Origin of the sequence: Photobacterium profundum, from assembly GCF_003026285.1 — a bacterium.
GTDB classification, from domain to species: domain Bacteria; phylum Pseudomonadota; class Gammaproteobacteria; order Enterobacterales; family Vibrionaceae; genus Photobacterium; species Photobacterium profundum.
The window spans coordinates 472,656-493,157 of the sequence record NZ_PYOD01000002.1 but is presented as its reverse complement, the minus strand read 5'-3'; the positions used below and the strand labels follow the sequence as shown (position 1 = coordinate 493,157).

At 40.9% G+C, this 20,502-nt stretch carries 16 protein-coding genes, 1 tRNA gene and 1 pseudogene; 11 read left to right on the top strand and 7 right to left on the bottom strand.

Annotated elements, in window-relative coordinates:
* Window positions 1-29: 29 nt before the first annotated feature.
* A complete protein-coding gene (locus C9J48_RS07000; RefSeq protein ID WP_006228940.1) occupies window positions 30-935 on the bottom strand; it encodes a LysR family transcriptional regulator in 906 nt (301 codons plus the stop codon).
* A 199-nt stretch (window positions 936-1,134) separates the two neighbouring features.
* Between C9J48_RS07000 and iadA the strand changes: the two genes are divergently transcribed.
* Window positions 1,135-2,271 (top strand): beta-aspartyl-peptidase, encoded by a 1,137-nt coding sequence (gene iadA, locus C9J48_RS06995; protein WP_006228941.1) that lies wholly within the window; start codon window positions 1,135-1,137, stop codon window positions 2,269-2,271.
* 10 nt (window positions 2,272-2,281) lie between these two features.
* Window positions 2,282-3,745, top strand: coding sequence for a C4-dicarboxylate transporter DcuC (dcuC, locus tag C9J48_RS06990; protein ID WP_006228942.1), 1,464 nt, complete (start codon window positions 2,282-2,284; stop codon window positions 3,743-3,745).
* Window positions 3,746-3,863: 118 nt separating this feature from the next.
* Here the strand turns inward: dcuC and C9J48_RS28405 are convergent, their stop codons facing one another.
* Entirely contained in the window at window positions 3,864-4,187 is a 324-nt protein-coding gene (locus C9J48_RS28405; protein ID WP_373456041.1) for a helix-turn-helix transcriptional regulator, read from the bottom strand.
* On the opposite strand from C9J48_RS28405, the gene C9J48_RS28200 reads away from it, so the two are divergent.
* The 7 genes from C9J48_RS28200 to C9J48_RS06955 all read left to right on the top strand — a co-directional run bounded on the left by C9J48_RS28200 (window position 4,165) and on the right by C9J48_RS06955 (window position 12,052).
* Window positions 4,165-4,419, top strand: coding sequence for a hypothetical protein (locus C9J48_RS28200; protein WP_242610786.1), 255 nt, complete (start codon window positions 4,165-4,167; stop codon window positions 4,417-4,419). The two genes, C9J48_RS28405 and C9J48_RS28200, sit on opposite strands and share 23 nt — an antisense overlap.
* Before the next feature lie 653 nt (window positions 4,420-5,072).
* The gene (locus C9J48_RS06980; protein ID WP_006228944.1) at window positions 5,073-5,705 is read left to right on the top strand and encodes a DMSO/selenate family reductase complex B subunit; all 633 of its coding nucleotides are present in this window, start codon (window positions 5,073-5,075) and stop codon (window positions 5,703-5,705) included.
* A 1-nt stretch (window position 5,706) separates the two neighbouring features.
* Window positions 5,707-6,543, top strand: a complete 837-nt coding sequence (locus tag C9J48_RS06975) for a dimethyl sulfoxide reductase anchor subunit family protein (protein WP_006228945.1) — start codon at window positions 5,707-5,709, stop codon at window positions 6,541-6,543.
* A gap of 20 nt (window positions 6,544-6,563) precedes the next feature.
* A complete protein-coding gene (locus tag C9J48_RS06970; RefSeq protein ID WP_006228946.1) occupies window positions 6,564-8,984 on the top strand; it encodes a DMSO/selenate family reductase complex A subunit in 2,421 nt (806 codons plus the stop codon).
* 41 nt (window positions 8,985-9,025) lie between these two features.
* Complete coding sequence (locus C9J48_RS06965) at window positions 9,026-9,673, top strand: TorD/DmsD family molecular chaperone (protein WP_006228947.1); 648 nt, start codon at window positions 9,026-9,028, stop codon at window positions 9,671-9,673.
* A gap of 17 nt (window positions 9,674-9,690) precedes the next feature.
* On the top strand, window positions 9,691-11,427 hold the full coding sequence (locus tag C9J48_RS06960) for a sensor histidine kinase (protein ID WP_006228948.1): 1,737 nt from the start codon (window positions 9,691-9,693) through the stop codon (window positions 11,425-11,427).
* 4 nt (window positions 11,428-11,431) lie between these two features.
* A complete protein-coding gene (locus C9J48_RS06955) occupies window positions 11,432-12,052 on the top strand; it encodes a response regulator transcription factor (RefSeq protein WP_006228949.1) in 621 nt (206 codons plus the stop codon).
* Window positions 12,053-12,219: 167 nt separating this feature from the next.
* On the opposite strand, the gene C9J48_RS06950 is transcribed toward C9J48_RS06955, so the two are convergent.
* Complete coding sequence (locus C9J48_RS06950; protein ID WP_006228950.1) at window positions 12,220-13,413, bottom strand: NupC/NupG family nucleoside CNT transporter; 1,194 nt, start codon at window positions 13,411-13,413, stop codon at window positions 12,220-12,222.
* A gap of 479 nt (window positions 13,414-13,892) precedes the next feature.
* On the opposite strand from C9J48_RS06950, the gene C9J48_RS06945 reads away from it, so the two are divergent.
* Window positions 13,893-13,983 (top strand) — tRNA-Ser (locus C9J48_RS06945).
* Window positions 13,984-14,220: 237 nt separating this feature from the next.
* On the opposite strand, the pseudogene C9J48_RS28195 reads toward C9J48_RS06945, so the two are convergent.
* Both C9J48_RS28195 and C9J48_RS06940 read right to left on the bottom strand, forming a co-directional pair.
* Window positions 14,221-14,435 (bottom strand): annotated as a pseudogene (locus tag C9J48_RS28195) (hypothetical protein); the annotation flags it as partial.
* A 115-nt stretch (window positions 14,436-14,550) separates the two neighbouring features.
* Window positions 14,551-15,645, bottom strand: a complete 1,095-nt coding sequence (locus C9J48_RS06940; protein WP_006228951.1) for an alcohol dehydrogenase family protein — start codon at window positions 15,643-15,645, stop codon at window positions 14,551-14,553.
* A 232-nt stretch (window positions 15,646-15,877) separates the two neighbouring features.
* Here C9J48_RS06940 and C9J48_RS06935 point away from each other — a divergent pair, with 232 nt between their 5' ends.
* On the top strand, window positions 15,878-16,774 hold the full coding sequence (locus tag C9J48_RS06935; RefSeq protein ID WP_036802870.1) for a LysR family transcriptional regulator: 897 nt from the start codon (window positions 15,878-15,880) through the stop codon (window positions 16,772-16,774).
* A gap of 479 nt (window positions 16,775-17,253) precedes the next feature.
* On the opposite strand, the gene C9J48_RS06930 is transcribed toward C9J48_RS06935, so the two are convergent.
* Both C9J48_RS06930 and melR read right to left on the bottom strand, forming a co-directional pair.
* Entirely contained in the window at window positions 17,254-19,107 is a 1,854-nt protein-coding gene (locus C9J48_RS06930; protein ID WP_006228954.1) for an ABC transporter ATP-binding protein, read from the bottom strand.
* Between the two features lie 181 nt (window positions 19,108-19,288).
* Complete coding sequence (gene melR / locus C9J48_RS06925; RefSeq protein WP_006228955.1) at window positions 19,289-20,296, bottom strand: transcriptional regulator MelR; 1,008 nt, start codon at window positions 20,294-20,296, stop codon at window positions 19,289-19,291.
* Between the last annotated feature and the right edge of the window lie 206 nt (window positions 20,297-20,502).

Here is a 20,502-nt window from a genome sequence, read left to right as displayed (position 1 = left end):
GATGCAGTGGTGAGATGTAACAACTACACTCAGTCTGGTTGGGCTACGATCTGAGTGAGCCCCTGCCAAAACTGATTAATAGCAGAACGTGTCGGCTTTTTTGAACGATAACAGACAACGTCAAGAGAAATTACTGTTTCGGGCTGCTCTGGAAACGCTTGAATCAGTAAACCTTGCTCTAACTCATACTCAATTGTATGCATTGGTACCCATGCAATGCCTGCTCCGTTAACGGCCATTTTAATTAGTGATTCACTAAGTGTTGTTTCAAAAATCTGTTCTAGTGGAAGCTTGATCCTTTCGATTAATGGTACTACAGCATTAAACAAGAAAGTATGTTCAGAATAAGCGAGATAGGGATAGTTCTGATCGTCCGGGTGCAGTTTAAGTAACTGTGGAGAAATAACCGGAATAATACTTTCTTTGCAGACTAAACAGCGATCGAGTTTATTTTCGATTAAAAATGATGGGCGCATTCCCTTGGTATTGTAAGCAAAAAGTATATCGTTTGAGTTGTCGAGCAGCGCCTGAAAGTGATTATCTATTCCTTGCACTGAAGGGTTGACTGCGAAATTAAGTCCTTCGAATAATGGTTCTGCTTGGTTAAACAGGCGAGGTAGTAAATTAACCGCAAAGGAGTGCAGGCAGACAATACGCACGGACTTATCTGTTTTCAGTGATGCCTGGGAAAAATCGTCCTTTGTCACTTTAACCATTTCTAGCAAGCTTTCCACATAAGGGACAAACTTCTTCCCGTGCTCGGTTAGCTCTATCGGGTAGGAGGTCCGATCAAATAATGTTACGCCAACCCATACCTCCAAAGCCTGAATACGGCGGCTGAAAGCCGACTGAGTAACATATCTGGCTTGTGCCGCTGCCGAGAAGTTACCTAGTTCTCGTAGACTCATGAAATCATCTAACCACTTGAATTCCAAGCAATCCTCCTTGTGTCTTGGTCTTTATGATCTGAATGCATACTATCATTCGAAATCAGCAATAGAAAACAAAATACTCACAATCAAAGTATGGGTATGCTGCCTGACAATAAATATAAGCCGTTTAAAACGGTAATTTATCGCCACGTTTTATCAAGTGGTTTGAGATATTTATCCAAAATGAGATTAAAAGGAAATTATGTTTACCCTACTGAAAAATACTGACCTCTATTGCCCGGTTCATATTGGCAGAACCGATGTTCTGCTTGCCAATGACAAGATTGTGGCAATTGAACAATCACTCAATGTTAAAGGACTGAGTGATGTAACTGTCATCGATTGCGGGGGGAGGATGGTCGCTCCGGGACTGATAGATCAACATATTCATCTTACCGGAGGAGGTGGTGAAGCCGGGTTTGCCAGTAGAACTCCACAGGTCACACTGTCAAAATTGATCAAGGCAGGAACAACTACTGTTGTTGGTGTTTTAGGCACCGACGGTATATCTCGTTCACCTAAAGATCTTTATGCCAAAGCGGCAGCACTAACAGAAGAAGGCATTACTGCCTTTATGCACACTGGATCTTATGAAGTGCCGACCAAAACCATCACTGGCAATATCCGTGATGATCTTACCTTCATTCCCCGTATTCTCGGGGTGAAAATCGCGCTAGCCGATCATCGCTGCTCGTTTCCTACCACACAAGAGCTGGTACGAATTGTATCCGACCTCCGTATCGCCAGCCTGTTATCGGGAAAGCGGGGAGTATTACATACTCATATGGGTAGCCTGCCGCAGCCATTTGCTCAGATTAATGAATTGCTTGATATGGGACTACCGATCCATCATTTCTCACCGACCCATGTCGCCCGAACCGAAGGGTTGTTTGATGAAGCTATTGGGTTTGCTTTACGTGGCGGTTGTATTGATATTACCTCCGGCGGTAGCCGCTTCACCCCGCCCGAGAATGCTGTGAAACTGGCGTTAGAATCGGGTATTACGGCCAGACAAATTACCATTAGTTCCGATGGTAACGGCAGTTTACCTCAGTTCAACCCTCAGGGTGAACTAATCGGACTGACCGCTGCCGGTGTAGACAATAACCTTTTGCTGTTACCAAAACTTATCGATCAAGGTATTTCACCAGAGCAGACCTTTGCCATGCTGACATCTAATGTAGCTGACTCGCTTGGCATTAACAAAGGACGTATTCAGACTGGTCACGATGCTGATATTTGTATATTTAACGATGACTTTACTCTGCATAGTGTGATCGCTAAGGGTAAAACCATGCTGGCTGATAATAACCTTCTGATCACTGGTAACTTCGAATAAAGGAATAATCATGAGCTTACTTATAGCATTGATCGGACTCATTTTTGCGGGCCGACTTATTTTAAAAAACTACAACCCACAGGCAGTACTGTTTTTAACCGGTATTGCCATGATGGTCATCGCGGTGTTTACTAACGATGCCACTTTTGTCGATAAATCAACAGGGTGGCTTGGTTTTGATATTTTCGAATATATTCGGAACACGTTTAGTAGCCGCGCTGGGGGGCTTGGCCTTAAGATCATGCTAATCGGCGGCTTTGCGATGTTTATGTCAGCCATCGGTGCCAGCCAGGTGATGGTTAAGGTAGCAGCAAAGCCACTGATGAAACTGAACTCTCCCTATTTGATGCTGGCATTAGCCTTGATCTTAGGTCAAACACTGTCGCTGTTTATTTCCAGTGCAACTGGACTGGGACTGTTGTTGATGGCAACACTCTATCCGGTATTGATACGCTTAGGTTGCAGCAAAGCAGCCGTTGCGGCGGTACTTGCCAGCACTTGTGCAATTGAGTTCGGCCCGGGGTCGGGCAATTCCATCCTCGCAGCGCAAACTGCCGGAATGGATATCACAGACTTTTTTGTTAACGAGCAGCTTCCTGTGATCAGCATTCTAATTGTTATTATTGCCGGCATTCACGCTCTCGTGCAGCGCTATTTTGATAGCAAAATGAAGCAGGAAGAACAGCCTGCGCAATTGCAAAGTGATAGTGACGTGACAGGCACTGACGCCCCTCTTTATTATTTGCTGTTACCGATGTTGCCGCTGTTTTTTATGCTGACTTTCAGCAAAATGGGGGTTGGTACGATTAGAGTGGGTATGGATACCGCAATCTTACTGAGTATCTTTATAGGTCTGGTGTGTGAATACATTCGCCATAAACAAGCCAAGCCAGTATTTGTAAAGTTGCAGGTGATCTTCAATGATATGGGTAAGGTGTTCGCCACTGTGGTTACCCTGATCATTGCAGGCCAGACTTTTGCTATGGGTCTGAAATCAATCGGAGCTATCGAGGCGCTGTTAAACCTAGCCAGCAGTGCCGGCTTCACGGCCAGTGTGATTGTTCTGTTTATGGCTGTACTGACCTTCTCAATCTCAGCTCTTATGGGTTCAGGTAATGCTGCTTTCTTCTCCTTCGCGCCAATGTTGCCGCAAATAGCTGAAAAAATAGGTACCAATGTCGCCGATATGATCCTGCCTATTCAGTTGTCAGCAGGTATGGGGCGGACTATTTCGCCAATTGCAGGAGTCATCATTGCGATCGCAGGTCTGTCGGGACTATCACCTTTTGATATCGTTCGCCGAACCGTTATCCCTATGCTGAGTGGCTGGTTGATCATGCTAACAATCACCTTTAGTCGAAGCGGACAGATCATGCAGATACTGCCATTCTTAGTCGGCATTATCGCTCTGCTCGCGATTATTACTTTTATCATAAAGAAAAGAGCCAATCCGCAAGTTGCAAGTGAAGTGTAACGCTAAATAAAATAAGAAAAAAATCACAAGGAAAGCACTAAGATAAAGAGGCCATAATAGGCCAAAAAACAGACAAGCAAGGCAACCTTCGAGTTGCCTTCGCACAACAGTTTATACTTCAGTATAACTTTACGACAAATCCACTTTTGCTATAGTCTTTTGGTGAACAACCCGCTATGTGATTAAAATCGAGATAGAAACTATTTTTTGAGAAGAACCCTGATAAATAAATAATTTCAGTTATGTTTAGGCTAGTATCAATTAATAAGGTTTTTGCATATGACACTCTTAAGTTAAGTATGTATTGGCGTATTGTTATGCCTAAGTTCTTAGTAAAAATATTTGTGACATAGTTAGGGCTAAGCCCCAGATGCTCGGCTATATCTCTGGTCTTAATGTTTGACCTAAAGTTTCTTGATATGTACAAGAGTACTTCAGACATAATATTATTAGCTGAGTGGTCAACATTCTTAATTCCAACTTTATCGTTAAGTTCTTTTACCGCTATTCGCATTAGAAAAAGCCTGATCTCTTCTTTTGATATGTTAGATAAAGCGGGTAAACCATTGTTAATCTCATGCTGCCATTGGCTGATTGTATCAATCGACAGCCCCGAAGATATTTTAGCGACGACAAACGTTCTCTTTGGCAGTACCAACTATTCCAACCAATGAAAGGGGTAAGACAAATATTATTACCAATAGCTCTTGCACCATTAATTCTTAACCTTGTCATTTTTCTCTCTATCAAATTTTCATGACTATCTTCACCAAAAGCCTGAGAAATTAACTCCCCCAATGGAGCTTAATAAGTATCAAAAGCTACACTCGGAATCAAAAGATGATGGATTTGTGATCGCCTTCTGATAATGAGAACTCATGTGAAAGGGCGATAATTTAAATGAAATGGAATATTGCGGGAATTTGTTGAAGCTCTTAGATAACGAATAAATATGATGATAAATTCATTCGGACAAACGCATCATGACTGCTCAATGACGTCTATGTCAGTGTGAAAGGGTAAAACTGCATTAATTAGTAGAAGTGCTGTTTAAAAACTCAGATTATCGAACTTATATTTACAATGGATAATTAATGGATTTGATATAACACATAAGACTACAAATTATTAGCAGCGCAAGAATTTAACGTACTGGTTAATGCTTTATTCAATTTAATTATTACCGCGTATAAATCATGTTAAAACCGAGGCGGTAAACCGTGACTACCATCACAACTAAGGAGGTATTGTGGCTTGCCACAATAACACATCGTCATATTTCTAGGTTATTCATGTAGCCATTATTTGACAATTAAATAGGCTCCCCATGGTAGTACCTGATACTCAATACGGTTTTTTTATAGATACCAGCCGTTGTACAGGGTGCAAGACCTGCCAAGTTTCATGTAAAGATAAAAATGAATTACCTGCTGGTTCTAGCTTTCGTCGCGTCTACGAATATGTTGGCGGAGAATGGGCCAAGGATACAAACGGCACATGGACACAAAATGTATTTGGTTACTACGTTTCAATTAGTTGTAACCACTGTGCAGACCCTGCCTGTACGAAAGCATGCCCAAGCGGCGCAATGCATAAACGTAAAAAAGATGGGCTTGTTGTAGTTAACGAAGATGTTTGTGTTGGCTGTCGCTACTGTGAGATGGCCTGCCCATATGGTGCCCCTCAATTCAATAAAGAAAAAGGTCATATGACAAAATGTGACGGTTGTTTTGACTTACTTGAACAAGGCAAGCCACCAACCTGTGTAGCATCATGTCCACTACGTGCTATTGAATTTGGCTCAATTGAAGAATTACGTAAAACACACGGAAATATTGCTGAAATAGCACCTTTACCAAAATCCTCTCTAACTTCGCCATCGCTTGTAATAAAGCTAAACAAAAACGCAAAACCATCTGGCGATACGACTGGACAAGTCATTAACATTAAGGAGGTATAATATGCACGAATTACCGCTTGTTTTCTTCACCGTTATCACACAAGGCGTCGCTGGCTTCTTTATTTTATTTACGTTATTCATGCTATGTCGACCAGTAAAGACAAATGAAATTACAGATATATATATGAAGCCACTACTTGCTTTATGGCCAATACTCGCCATTGGTGGTTTAGCAGCACTTAGTCATATGGGGACGCCAACACGTGCGCTAAATATAATTAATGGTCTTAAACACTCATCAGCACTCAGCCTTGAAATCTTCTCTGTTTCAATCTTTGGTGGGCTCGGCGTTTTGGCCACGTGGATTCTATGGAAGCGCACCAATTACACAATTACCTTGGTTTCATTTATAACTGCAAGCATTGCAAGTATTGGTATGATTTGGTTAATAAGCTCAGTATACAAATTACCAACCGTCACACTATGGGACTCAAGCTGGACACGAGTTAACTTTTACATAACTGCACTTAATCTCGGTTGTGGGCTAACGTTTCTTCTAATGAACTTAGTAAACAAAGATAAACACGATAACTTCATATCTCAAGCGATCCGATTCGCATGCTTATCCGCACTAATTATTACAATAGTCACAAATACCAACTACACACTATGGCTTACAAGCACACTCCACACCATGGGCGCAACACTTTCACCATCATCGGAACTTCTGATGACTGCAAAAGTAACACTTCTAACTATTGCATTAGTACCTGCAATTATGATGCGTCGTCCATCAAGTAACAGATTTGTGGGTTTGGGTATTTTTTCCTGCCTTTTGGTTTCAGAGCTGATCGGAAGAATCTGTTTCTACGACCTTATTTTGATTAAACAGCTTTAAGCGAAGAGTTGGTGACTATTATGAATACTAAATTTAAAGACAAAAATACCGTACTAGAAAACCCGAAGCGTCGCTCATTATTAAAACTTGGCGCCTTCTTTGGAGCAAGCGCGTTTCTATCAACGCAACCTCTAAATGCTATCGCATCAGTCATAATCAAAACACATTACGAAGAAATAACGAAGTGGCATAACTGCTGGGCTCACTGCCATTCTAGCTGTTTACTGATAGTTGTTACCGAAAATGGAAGAATAAAAAGAATCGAAACTGATGATCAAGGTGATGATGAGTATGGTCAGCAACAAGTTCGCGCATGTTTACGCGGACGTGCCATTCATAAACGTACATTTTCACCAGATCGATTGAAATACCCAATGCGCCGTATTGGTAAACGTGGTGAAGGTAAATTCGAGCGAATCTCGTGGGATGAAGCACTTAACGAAGTGCATAAACGTCTTTCTAGCGTGATTGATAAACACGGAAACAGTTCTATCTTCTTTCGTATCGGTTATGGTAAGCCAAACGCACCATACCATTTTGTTCCAAGGTTTCTTAACTCGATTGGTGGACACTTACCAGCACATGGTAACTATAGTAGTTATCAAATTGATACCGCGAGTGCTGTCACCTATGGAGACAAAAAATTCACAATGGGCAGCGCTCCGACTGAATTTAGAAACTCAGATTTGATTCTATATTTTGGTAATAACCCTGCCAATACGCGGATGAGTGGTGGTAGTGACACCTACAATTATCAAGTCAACAAACGTGTTAAAACGCCAAGAACGATCATTATTGACCCCCAATACACTGACACGGCTTGCGGTCGAGAAGATCAATGGATACCAATCCATCCAGGAACAGATGCAGCACTAGTAGAAGCACTAGCTTACATACTTATTACGGAAAACTACGTTGATGAAGAATTTCTTGCGACGTATTGTTACGGCTACGACAAAGAAGAGGGTAACGTAGAGAAAAACATTCTGCCCCTTGATGCATCTTTGGGTTATAAGGCTTATATTCTTGGTCATGGTGCAGACTGCACTGCAAAAACGCCAGAAAGAGCCGAGAAGATTTGTGGTATTCAAGCTAAAGCTATTTACACATTAGCTCGCGAACTTGGTAACGCAAAGGCACCATTTATTGCTCAGGGCTGGGGGCCTCAACGCCAAGCAAACGGTGAACAAACCGTTCGTTCTATATATATGCTTCCTATGCTACTAGGACAAGTTGGATTACCTGGTACAAGTAATGGCGGCTCTGACTATTTATTTAAATCAACAGACATTACTAAGATGCCTCTTGGGGAAAATAACGTCAAAGCTAAACTACCATGTTTCAAATGGCTGGAAGCGATTGAACGTGGACAGGAAATGACATCTAAAACAGATGGCATTAAAGGTGTTGATAAACTTGATAGTGATGTGAAATGTATTTTTGTTTATCAAGGTAATTGGCTGATAAACCAACATTCTGACTGTAACGGCACAGCCAAGATCATTAAAGATGAAGAAAACGTTGAATTCATTTTTGTGATGGATAATTTCATGACAGCGAGTGCAAAATTTGCTGACATACTATTACCAGACATTACATGGCTAGAAAATTCACGTATTGTTAAGTTCTCAACACACCTAACTAAGACAGAGCATGTACTCGATCCAATGTACGAATGCCGTCATCCTTACGATGTATTCTCTGAACTTGCGGGTAAGTTTGGTGTTCGCAAGCAGTATACGGAAGGTCGTAGCTGGGACGAATGGCAACAGCACCTTTACGAATTAAGTCGAAAAAAACATCCTGAATTCCCTCCTTTTGAGGTACTGGATAAAGCAAAGACAATTCGTATGCCTTTCGATCCTAACGCAGATCGCTATGTGTTCAAGGATTTCCGAAAGGCTCCTGAAAAACACCCTTTACCTACATCAACAGGCAAGATTGAAATCTACTCCCATATCCTCGAAAAATACGCGAAAGAGTGGACTTTGCCAGAAGGCGATGTCATTACACCATTGCCAAGCTATGTTGCAACATGGGAAGGTTTTGAAGACTTCGAGTTAAAGAAAAAATATCCACTTCAACTTATTGGTTGTAAACCAAAAGGTCGTGCTCACTCAGTCTATCAAAATGTTCCTTGGTTACGTGAGGTTCTAGAGGATGCTGTCATTATAAACCCTGTAGATGCTAAAGAACGCAACATCAGCAATGGAGACATCGTACATATATATAACGACAGAGGAACGGTTGAACTATCCGTACGCGTAACTCCACGTGTTATGCCTGGCGTTGTTGTAATACCTGAAGGCATGTGGTTCACCCCTAACGCACAAGGTATCGATAAGGGAGGGTGCATAAATACCCTGACTAAATGTCGCGCAACAGCTTTAGCTAAAGCGAACCCTCAAAACACCAATTTAGTCGAAATTAAAAAATCATAAAACTAAAGGAAAGCTAAGGGGTAACCCGTAGCTTTATTGCTATGAAAGATAATTATCAAGAAGATATTCTTATACTCAACATTCTTGCAAAATTTTACCTATCACCACCATTGATAGATGCAATTAACTGCTTGATTGAAAATAGCTTTGATGTAACAGAAGGCAGTTATGCTACTGATTGGCAAACACTCACCGCAACCTTAAAAAATTTAGCTTTATCCGATAAGCTTGAAAATGAAATAAAAGAACAAGCCGCCGATCACTTATTATTATTTGTTGGGTTAGGAATGCCAAAAGCACCACCATGGGGATCAGTTTATCTTCATGATGAAAACTTACTTCTTCAAGACTCTACTTTTGCTCTAAAGGCGTTTGTGGATGAAAATCAACTGGAATTTAAACCATTAGAACGTCAACCAATCGATCATATTGGTTTTTGTCTTGAAATATTAGCTTTACTGCTCGAGAGGGTCGATCTAAATCAGCATAATGAAACACCTAAGCGAAATGTAAGAATCTTTCTGTCTCAACATCTTTTACCATGGATTAATTGTTGTTTAACATTACTGATAACGAATGCTGAAACAGGCTTTTACCGTTTAATTGGTCTTATCACCCAAAACTTAATTAACGATCTTGCTATTTCGCTTAATGCTAGTGCCCCAGAAAATGTAAAAATTTACTTTTAAATAAAGGTTATGGTTTCATGAAAAAGATAATCGCTACCATCGTTGTAACGTTTTTCTGCCAATTTTACTCGATACTAAGCCATGCAGCTGAAAATAAGCAAGAGATCAAGATTGGCGCTTTTTCTGATCACGGCTTTAATGAAAGTCAAAATCGATGGACAGCCATCATAAATCTACTCAACTTACGGCTTCCTGATTACCATTTCTCGCTATATTCCATTAAGCAAAACAAAATGCGCCAAGCGATTGTTGATAAAGAAATTCCGTTTGTCTTTATTAATCCGGGTGAATCGATACGAGTAGGTAAAATAAACACACTGTCATGGTTAGCCACATTGATAAGCCCCTTATCAGAAGGCACAACGCAATCTATCGCATCAGCTGTATGGGTACACAACGATAGCCCATTCCATTCGATGAACGATCTCTATAAACAAAAAATCGCGTCAGTTAGCCACTTTGCATTTGGCGGATACCTTGCGTATGCACGTGAAGTAAAAGATTATGATTATGACAGTGAATACTTTCAAAACGTAATTTTTACAGGATATCCCCATAAAGATGCGATTTCACAGTTAATAAACAATAAAGCCGATGCAGTAATCATCCCTACGTGCTTTATGGAGGAGTACACCAAACTCAATAATATCGACATTAACGAATTCAGACTAATTAATGATAAAACACCACCAAACTTTCAATGTAAAGTAAGCTCTCGCTTATACCCGAACTGGTCTTTTGCTATGTTGGATCACGCTGACAGAGTATTAGCAAAAAAGATTGTATCTATTCTCTTTTCAATTGAGCCACAAAGCCTCGAGGCAAAATCAGCCAAATCTCTTGGCTGGAGTGTTCCCGAAGCTCAGATAGAACTTGACAGCCTCTTCTACGATTTAGGAATGCATCCACAAGCACAAACATTATCAGAAACAATCACTAACCACGTATTAAAGTATCAAAATATAGCATGGACTATTTTCTTACTGTTTTTAGTATTGCCGTCATACCACATCTACCTAACAATTAAATTTCGTAATACGCAAAACCAAAAACAAAAACTACAACACACACTTCAGCTATCACAAAAAAGGGCATTAATAGGAAAGCTTGGTGGTAACCTTGCTCACGAAATGAACCAACCCCTCGGGGCTATGCGGCTATATGCTGAAAGCGGAATAGCAATAAAAGAGAATGATAATGAATTTTATGAGGGCATTTTAAGCAAAATATTAGTGCAACTAGAGCGAACAGAAAATGTCATTAATCGCTATCGCACCATGCTTAAATTAGCCCCACCAGATAGAACAACATTCATTTTCGACGATCTACTACTTTCAACAATTGAGATGATTGATTGGTATGTTTTAAAAAAGAACATCAATATTAATGTGAAAATACACACCAAAAGTATTGTATTTTCAGGTGACAAAACAGCAATACAACAAGTACTCATCAATATCATCACAAATGCTATTGATGCGACTTACCAAGAGAAAGGTAACGAAATAAACATTAGCCTAGAGAAAAGTGATGACACAATGATTCTCGTTATTCATGACACAGGTACTGGGTTTACAAAGAACGAGTCTACATTATTTGAACCATTTCATACGAGCAAGAAAGATGATGGTGGACTAGGGTTAGGCTTAAGCATTTGCCAAGACATAATCAGCACCCATAAAGGAACTATCCGTCTAAAGAACGACACAAGTAAAGGTGCAATTGTCACCATAACTCTTCCGCTTATCGGGTAAATTTATGACAACAAAACATATCTACATCGTCGACGACGATGTCAGCATGGCCGATGCTCTACAATTATCGTTAGAAATTGAAGGCTTCAAACCGATCGTATTCACATCAGGAATCAACTTCTTAGAGCACATCAGAAAACTTAGAGATGAAATCTACACCGAAGGTACCGTCATACTCGACATCAACATGCCTATTTTGGATGGGCTAAAAGTACACGAAGAAATAATAAAACTAGGCTGCACCTTCTCTATCATCTTTCTAACTGGTCACGGTGATGTACCCATGGCCGTGAATTCGATAAAAAATGGCGCATTTGATTTTCTTCAAAAACCAGTAAAAAGAGATGAGCTAAACAAGGTACTACATGATTCATTAGAGCATTCAAAAAATCTATCATATAACACCATGTATCGACACAAAATCTCACAACTAACCGACAAAGAAAAACAGGTCCTAATTCGAGTTATAAATGGAATGAAAAACAAAATAATAGCTGACGAACTAAACCTTTCGATTCGTAGTATTGAAGTCTATCGTTCTAAAATCTTCAAAAAACTTGATGTGTCCACGCTTGCTGAACTCGTTGCCACTACCACAAAACTTAATTTGGAAAGCATCTTGTAGTCGTAAATCAGCATAACTTTGTGACAAATACATTTTTCAGTGCTTTATTTGAGGTGTTTATCTTTTTTAGGTGTAATTATTGGTTTTAAACCTGCCTTACCCAGAGCACTTCGCCAGATACAAAAAGACCAGCAGAGGTGCTGGCCTTTTGATGTTGTGAGAAGCAATTAAGCTAGCATGATGTTGGCAATCATAGCCGATAGAATGCTAACCAACGTCGAGCCATACAGTAAGCGTAAGCCGAAGCGGGCAACCATATTACCTTTCTCTTCGTTGACCCCTTTAACAGCACCCGCAATGATACCAATTGAGCTGAAGTTAGCGAAAGACACCAAGAAGATGGAAATTGTACCAACTGTATGTGCAGAAAGGCTGCCCAACTGATCTTGTAATGCCATCATTGCCACAAACTCGTTTGAGACTAACTTAGTTGCCATGATGCTACCGGCTTGTAAGGCTTCGTTGGCAGGAATTCCCATTAGCCATGCAATCGGGTAGAACGCATAACCGATCAGATCTTGGAAGCTAATACCGAAAGCAAAGGTGAAACCTGCGTTGATCATGGCTATGAGTGAGATAAAACCAATCAACATTGCAGCGACAATTACCGCGACTTTAAATCCCGTTAGAATATATTCGCCGAGCATTTCGAAAAAAGTAAGCTTTTCAATTGCTTCATCGGCCATCATATCGTCAAAGCTTACTTCTGCCTCATGATCATAAGGGTTAATGATCGACAGAATAATAAAGGTGCTGAACATGTTCAAAAATAATGCGGCTACTACAAATTTAGGAGCGATGAGCTGCATGTATGAACCGACTATCGACATAGATACTGTAGACATAGCAGTGGCTGCTAATGTGTACATACGGCGCTCTGACATACGGCCCAAAATGTCTTTATAAGTGATGAAGTTCTCTGATTGACCAACCATTAATGCGCTGATGGCGTTAAATGACTCAAGTCTACCCATTCCGTTGACTTTAGACAGTAAGTAGCCAATTGCACTAATTACCACTGGTAGCACTTTAATGTGCTGTAAAATACCAATAAGGGCCGAAATAAAGACAATAGGCATTAATACTTGCAGGAAGAAATCGAAGCCACCTTCATTGACTAATCCGCCAAAGACAAAGTTTGTACCTTCAGCTGCGAACGCCATTAGGCCATTAAAACCACCTGCAAATTCGGCGATAATACCTGTTCCAGTTGAAGAATTTAGTAAGAAATAAGCAACACCCATTTCAATCACGAGAAGCTGAATAATATAGCGAAGTTTAATGCTCTTGCGATCTTTGCTGGCCAATAAAGCAAGGACAGCAACAACAGCAAGTCCAAAAATAAAGTGTAAGTAAGGCATAATAGATGTGTACCAATGGTGATTTTTATCAAACTATTTATGAATCCTAGCTCTGCTGTTACTTTCAAATGGTGACTCAAATCCCACTTTCAACTCTATTTCTATTCAATAAAAGGGCTAATAACCAGATATGTTGAAAGAAAATGCATTTGTCTTTTAAGTGCTTAGAGGGGTAGATAGTACAAGTGTTAATTATGGAATCTGACTTTTTAGTATGGTGGTTTTTTTTCGTGGTTACGGTATGTATTTAGCGGTTATGGTGCTGCGTAAAGAATGCTGATGTTGATGTATGTATCCGATATTTCAGATCTTGGTAATTGCCTAGAACGTGTAAGGAAATAAATAGGTCGTATTAACGTTATTGTCAGGTGCAATTTTAAGCGTTTTGTTTGCACTTTACTTTTACTGTTTAAACAATGTGCACTTGGTTCGTGAAAGGGTTTACAGTCAGCTTCAGCGTCTGTACTATTCACCGCGTTGGAGAGATGGCTGAGTGGTCGAAAGCACCGGTCTTGAAAACCGGCAAGGGTTTATAGCCCTTCTAGGGTTCAAATCCCTATCTCTCCGCCACATTTAGAAAAGGGTGCTGATTTATCAGCGCCCTTTTTGCGTCTAGCGCATGTGGCAAGAGGAATTTGTTCCAAATCCACCTCACCCAGAACACTCCACCACATTCAAAGAAGCCGCTACATTGTTAGCGGCTTTTTTACGTCTGTAGTTTACCAACCCGATAGGGATGCAGAAGCCTAGACAGGGTTCACCTGAGCGAAGCGAAAGCACATTGCCCGTACCGAAGGTGCTACATTGTTAGCTAATGCCATTCGGATAAGCACTAGCATTTATATCTGAGTAGATACGGCAAGGTACATATAACACCGAACGTGGAAACGTTACCTCGGTAAAATGAAATGTTTTATATCCTCACGCATGCGCTGTAGCTTCTTTGGTAAATTGCCATCAGGCAACACTGCCAATACTCTTAGTTGAGAGTCGATCAAGCTGATTGTAGCTGTGAAGCTAATTAACAATGATTTGACTGCGCTTGAGTCAGCATTGAGCTACGACCATTTCGACTAATATCAATTTTACTTAGGGGCTAGATTCAATAAACAAAGGTGCCAACGAATTTAATCAATATTACTCAGGCGGCAGTAATATCAGCTTCCCTACGAATTTTTTAGCCATAAAATCTTGTTGTGCACTTTTAATTTCTTTCAATGAATATTGTTTAGCGACTAAGGGGTGAAGCTCACTACGTTCAATATATTTAATCAGGTTTTCGAATACTGATCTAGGTTGGTAAGTACAGCCAAAAAAACTCAAATCCTTTAAATATAATGTTCTGACATCGAGTTCCACTATTGGCCCCGCAATTGCACCTGCAACAGTATAGCGGCCTCCTTTTCGTAGTAGGTTGGGGAGTTCTGGCCATTGCTTACCTGCAACGAGATCAATTACAACATCTACTGAGTCTTGCCTCAAAAAATCAAGCAGGTTTCGTCCACGTGGAATCACTTTATCGGCCCCGAGCGCAGTAAGTTGCTCCATTTTATTTTCACTACAGATAGCAATGACCTTAGCATGACGTCGTTTGACCAATTGTACCGCAGCTGACCCAACACCGCCGGATGCACCTGTAATGAGAACTGTATCATTGGGTTTAACGTTGGCTCGATCGATCATATTTTCAGCCGTTGAGTACGCGCATGGAAACGAAGCTAATTCAGCATCGTTCAACGAGCTTCGAACCGGAAACGCTTCCGTTGCCAGTACCTTAGTATACTGGGCAAAGCCACCATCACACTCAGAGCCATAAGTAATACAATTGTACTCAGCCTCTGTCATTACCGATTGCTGCAAAGTTCGCACCAGCACCCGTTCTCCAATTCGGTCAGAGCTGACTTGTTCTCCGACTTCTACTATTTCACCGCAACAATCAGCACCTTGTATCCGTGGAAACTTAACTGGAATACCAGACCAACTGGCATCATTGTCATTAATAGTTTGAAAGCCATCGAAAGCACCAGCATTGGTTTGTTCTATTACGCATTTTGAATACCACCCGATACGGGTATTAATATCGGTATTGTTCAGCGCACTAGCTCCAACCTTGATAAGTACCTCACCTTTTTCTGGAGTTGGTACTGGCAAGTCAGTGCGATACTCCAGTTTTTCTAAACCTCCGTGACCAGTCAATATAACGCCAGACATTTTCTTAGGTAGCTTGTTCATTGTAATACCACTCTCTTCGATCTCATTGAACGACAAAAACTTGTTTACATATTGCTATTCCAACTCCAACCCTTTCTTCACGTATCAGCGCTTGAAAGCCGGAACAGCTCAACTACCTATAACTATAAAAAAAACGTATACTTCAACCAAACGAATAATAGTTAACCTTCAGTTCAGAATTTATGAACTGAACCGTAAGTGTCTAATTTATAAAGCAGAAGAGATAGCAGAGATGGATAAAAGGTTGAAAATAGATCTATTGCTCGATCTTGAGTTATTGCGTACCTTTGTCATGGTCGCTAAGACCGGAGAATTAAAGAAAGCAGCTGAAGCCATTTTCCGCTCTCAAGCAGCTGTTAGTATGCAGATGAAGAGACTAGAGGAATTAGTTGGTTGCACACTGATGGAACGCAGCAACCGGGGGATACAATTAACCGATGCCGGAGAAACCTTACTCGGTTATAGCGAACAGTTTCTGAAACTCAATAACGCAACCTTTTCGGCATTAAATGAGCGAGACCTGTCCGGTCAGTTCAATTTTGGCGTTCCGACGGACTATGCCCAAGATTTTTTAAATTACTTTATGCCAGTATTGACCCGCGAGATTCCAAACCTTGAAGCGAGAATAGTCTGTGACCGTAGTAGAAACTTACGAGAGAAGCTGGAAGCTGGCGAATTGGATATTGCTATTGTTGCAGGGGAAGCAGACTACACCGACGATCTATTGCTCTGGAGTGAGCGATTGATATGGTCTGCCTCTACCCATATCAATTTGAAAGAACTGAAAGAAGTACCCGTCGCCATTTATGATGATAACTGCATCGTTAGCGATTTATGCATCAGTGGATTGAAAAAAGCCAATATCTCATATCGTCAGGTATTTAGCAGTTCAATACTCGAAAATGTCGCCACCGCCGTTCATTCCGGTTTCGCCATATCGCTGTTACCAGAATCAATGTTTGATGCTTGCAAAATCCAAGAGGTATCTTCAAGTATTTTAAAAAGTAATTTAGTGCTCAATATGAATATGATTAATTCACCAATGATAGACGAACCAATACTAACTAAAATAGCAGAATGCTTGCGACTAGCCAGCACCAGCCAACGGTTAGGAAAGACATCTGTTTAGGGAAATTTCGAGAAAAATTCTCTTGCACGCTTTTTCTGAAAGCGCAAAAACACCACGATCCAGAGGCGGGAAAGCCTAAATACAAAAGCATTAAGAGTTAAGCGATCTCAGCAATGACAGGCGGCTAAGTGTTAGGTCTAAGGCTAAGTTTTCCGTAGAAGTACCGAATACTCTGATGTTATTGTGCCACCATATTCTTAGTGTTTATGTTGTAACATTATGATTTTAAATCTATTTTTGATGGTGAGTGTTCTAAGGTATGATATTTATGTAATTGATTATCTTCGTAACACTTTCGCTTCGATGTCATACAAGAAAGAGCTTGATAAGAATGAAGTAACCAAAGAACTTCACCAAGACGTAATAGCACTTAGCCTTCAAAACTAGTCGCCATGAACTAGTTCATTCTGAGGGCTAGCTTGTAGATAATACATTTTCATCTGTCGCCATTTTATCGCCATTGTCTTGGTGAAGTATTTCTATGCTGTTGTTTTTAAATTGGAAGTCTCATCACCAATAAAACCACCAGTTTGATGCGCCCATAATTGTGCATAAATACCTTTTTGAGCAATCAGTTCTTGATGTGACCCTTGCTCTGCAATTTCACCTTTATCGAGTACAATTAGACGGTCCATTGCTGCAATGGTTGATAAACGGTGGGCAATGGCAATCACGGTTTTACCTTGCATCAGTTCATACAGACTTTCTTGAATGGCAGCTTCAACTTCTGAATCTAATGCTGAGGTTGCTTCATCTAGCAGTAGGATAGGGGCGTTCTTCAATAGTACTCGAGAGATCGCAATACGTTGGCGTTGACCACCTGAAAGCTTCACACCACGTTCACCTACTTGAGCATCATACCCAGTATTACCGTATGGGTCTGATAGCGAGCCAATAAACTCATGCGCATGGGCTTGTTTGGTTGCCGCGAGTAACTGTTCTTCCGTTGCATTAGGGTTACCATACATAATGTTTTCACGAATAGAGCGGTGCAACAATGATGTATCTTGCGTGACCATGCCAATTTGTGCGCGGAGTGAATCTTGCGTCACGTGTGCAATGTTTTGACCATCAATACTGATAGAGCCAGATTCGACATCGTGAAAGCGCATTAACAGGTTAACCATGGTGGATTTACCTGCGCCAGAGCGTCCGACTAATCCTACTTTTTCGCCCGGTTTAATATTGAGGTTCAGCTTTTCAATCACCCCTGATTTTTCACCGTAATGGAAATTAACATCGTCAAAGTGAATACCGCCATTGTTTACAGTAAGTATTGGTGCGTCTTTTTTATCGGTAATATCAACAGGCTTAGATAACGTACGCATACCATCAATGACAGTGCCGATATTTTCAAACAGACCACCAATCTCCCACATAATCCATTTAGACATACCATTGATACGTAATGCCAAACTTACAGCGACAGCGATCGCCCCAATAGTGACGGCAGAGATAGTCCATAGCCAAATAGCAAGACCAGCAATAGAGAACACAAGCAGGTAGTTAATGATCTCTACACTGATATTTAACCCTGTAACGAGGCGCATTTGGCGATGTACAGTGTCAAGAAAGCCTTTCATCCCTTGTTCTGCGTATTCGGTTTCACGATCAGTATGTGAAAATAATTTAACGGTTTGAATATTGGTATAGCTGTCGACAATGCGTCCTGTCATAGTAGAACGAGCATCAGCCTGTTCGGTTGAAACTGCCTTTAGCTTGGGTACGAAATAGAGCTGAATACCTACATAAGCCGCAAGCCACAACAGCATTGGTATCATTAAACGATAATCAGATTGGGCAATCAGCACCACCATCGCAGTGAAATACACTGTGATATAGACCAATACATCCAGTAACTTCATTACCGTTTCTCGTACCGATAATGACGTTTGCATGACTTTAGTGGCAATCCGACCAGCAAAATCATTTTGATAAAATGACACGCTTTGTTTTAGCAGGTAGCGGTGTGCTAACCAACGAATAGCCATTGGGTAGTTACCCAATAATGTTTGATGCAATAATAATGAATGAAGAAAAACCAATGTGGGTACGACAATCAGCACGACTAGGCTCATTACAATGAGCTGTCCACCTTCTTCGGCAATAAAAGTGTCGGGATTATGCTGCGTTAGCCAATCGACCAGTTGTCCCATAAAACCAAATAGAGACACTTCTATCACTGCGATAACAGCGCTGAGTAATGACATCGCAATGAGTGGGAGTTCAAACCCTTTGGTGTAGTGGCGGCAAAAAGCGAACAGACTTGCTGGTGGCTGTTCAGGATCCTGTTTAGGAAAAGCTGAGGTCAGTTTTTCAAAGCGTTTGTACATAAAATGGAGTGTCCAATAAAAGCGTGTGATTGTCAGCTAGCAGAATGTAACGCAAGATTGCAGCGCTGTATTTGAATGTGTAAAAGCATGAAGTTGATTATCTAATGTACGACACTGAAGGTAAAGCGTTGTGCAATATCAATCCAGAATGGCGTAAAAATCGAGATAGCGTCGTTTTTTATTACTTTGCTTTAGTGACGGCAACTGGTCTTTTCCCATCACATGCGCCTTTCTCTAATTGGTGAATGGGGCTGCTGCCTTGTAATGCCCATCGGTGATCGTCACGGCTCAGTTTCCGATACTGCGTGGGCGTTATGCCTAGATAGCTTTGGAATGTTTGATAAAATCGGCTGCTAGAGTTAAACCCAACCGTCAACGAGATATCAAGAATGGTGCGTTCTGTATCGCTTAGTAAGGCACGTGCATGGTTGATTCGCATGGCTGTTATGTACTGTTTTATCGTGAGCTGCATCATGCGCTGAAAAATCCCCATTGCATAATTGGCATGCAGTCCGACGTGATCCGCAATCTGTTTTACCGTCAGTGGAGTGTCGTGGTGGCTGGCAATGTATTCCAGCATCTGGCTAACGTAAAATTGTGAATGTTTCGAAAGCCCATTCTGGATTGTTTTATCTGTGCGGCTGGTTAACATTTGAGACCAACCATCGAGACAAACTCGTTTCAGCATCAGACCTATTTCATCGGAAGCCAATTGTTGGCGACTTTCTGCTACGTGTGTTGATTCCGCTTCCCAACGGGCAATTTCAAATTCACACACCAAAGATGGTGCCGTCGATTGTAATACTGCTCCGTGGGTGATCTGATTAACTAACTCTCTGTTTAATGGCCATGATAAGAAATGATGGATAGGGATATTGATAATCCCCATATTATGGCTATCACCAGGATTTGTAAGTCGGTGCGGAACAGAAGCCCAAAATAATCCAATGTGACCATTCTTTAATACAACCGGACTGCCATTAATAATGTATTCCACATCACCACCAAACGGAATGTTGACTTCAATCTGCCCGTGCCAGTGGTAGCCTGGCATATCGTGAGGTGGTCTTAATTCGACATCAATTTTCTCGTGTGAAGAATAGAGTGATAAAGGGCTGACAGAGACACTTTCCGACGAATAATTTTTTTGAGGGGTTACCAACATCGCATCTTTGTCACGTGGCTTCATGTCTGCTCCTTAGGAAATAGCACAATTGAGCTATTGTCCCAAAACCATCGAAATGAAACCAAGATCCTTGTCATACCTCAGTTATTACTCATTGATAAATAACTAAATACGGAACAGAGGTTACAAAATGAAAGAGTTATGCTAGCGAAATATTTAAGAATCTCACTTAATTACCTATTTTTGTCCTGTTTTCTCATATTTTGCCA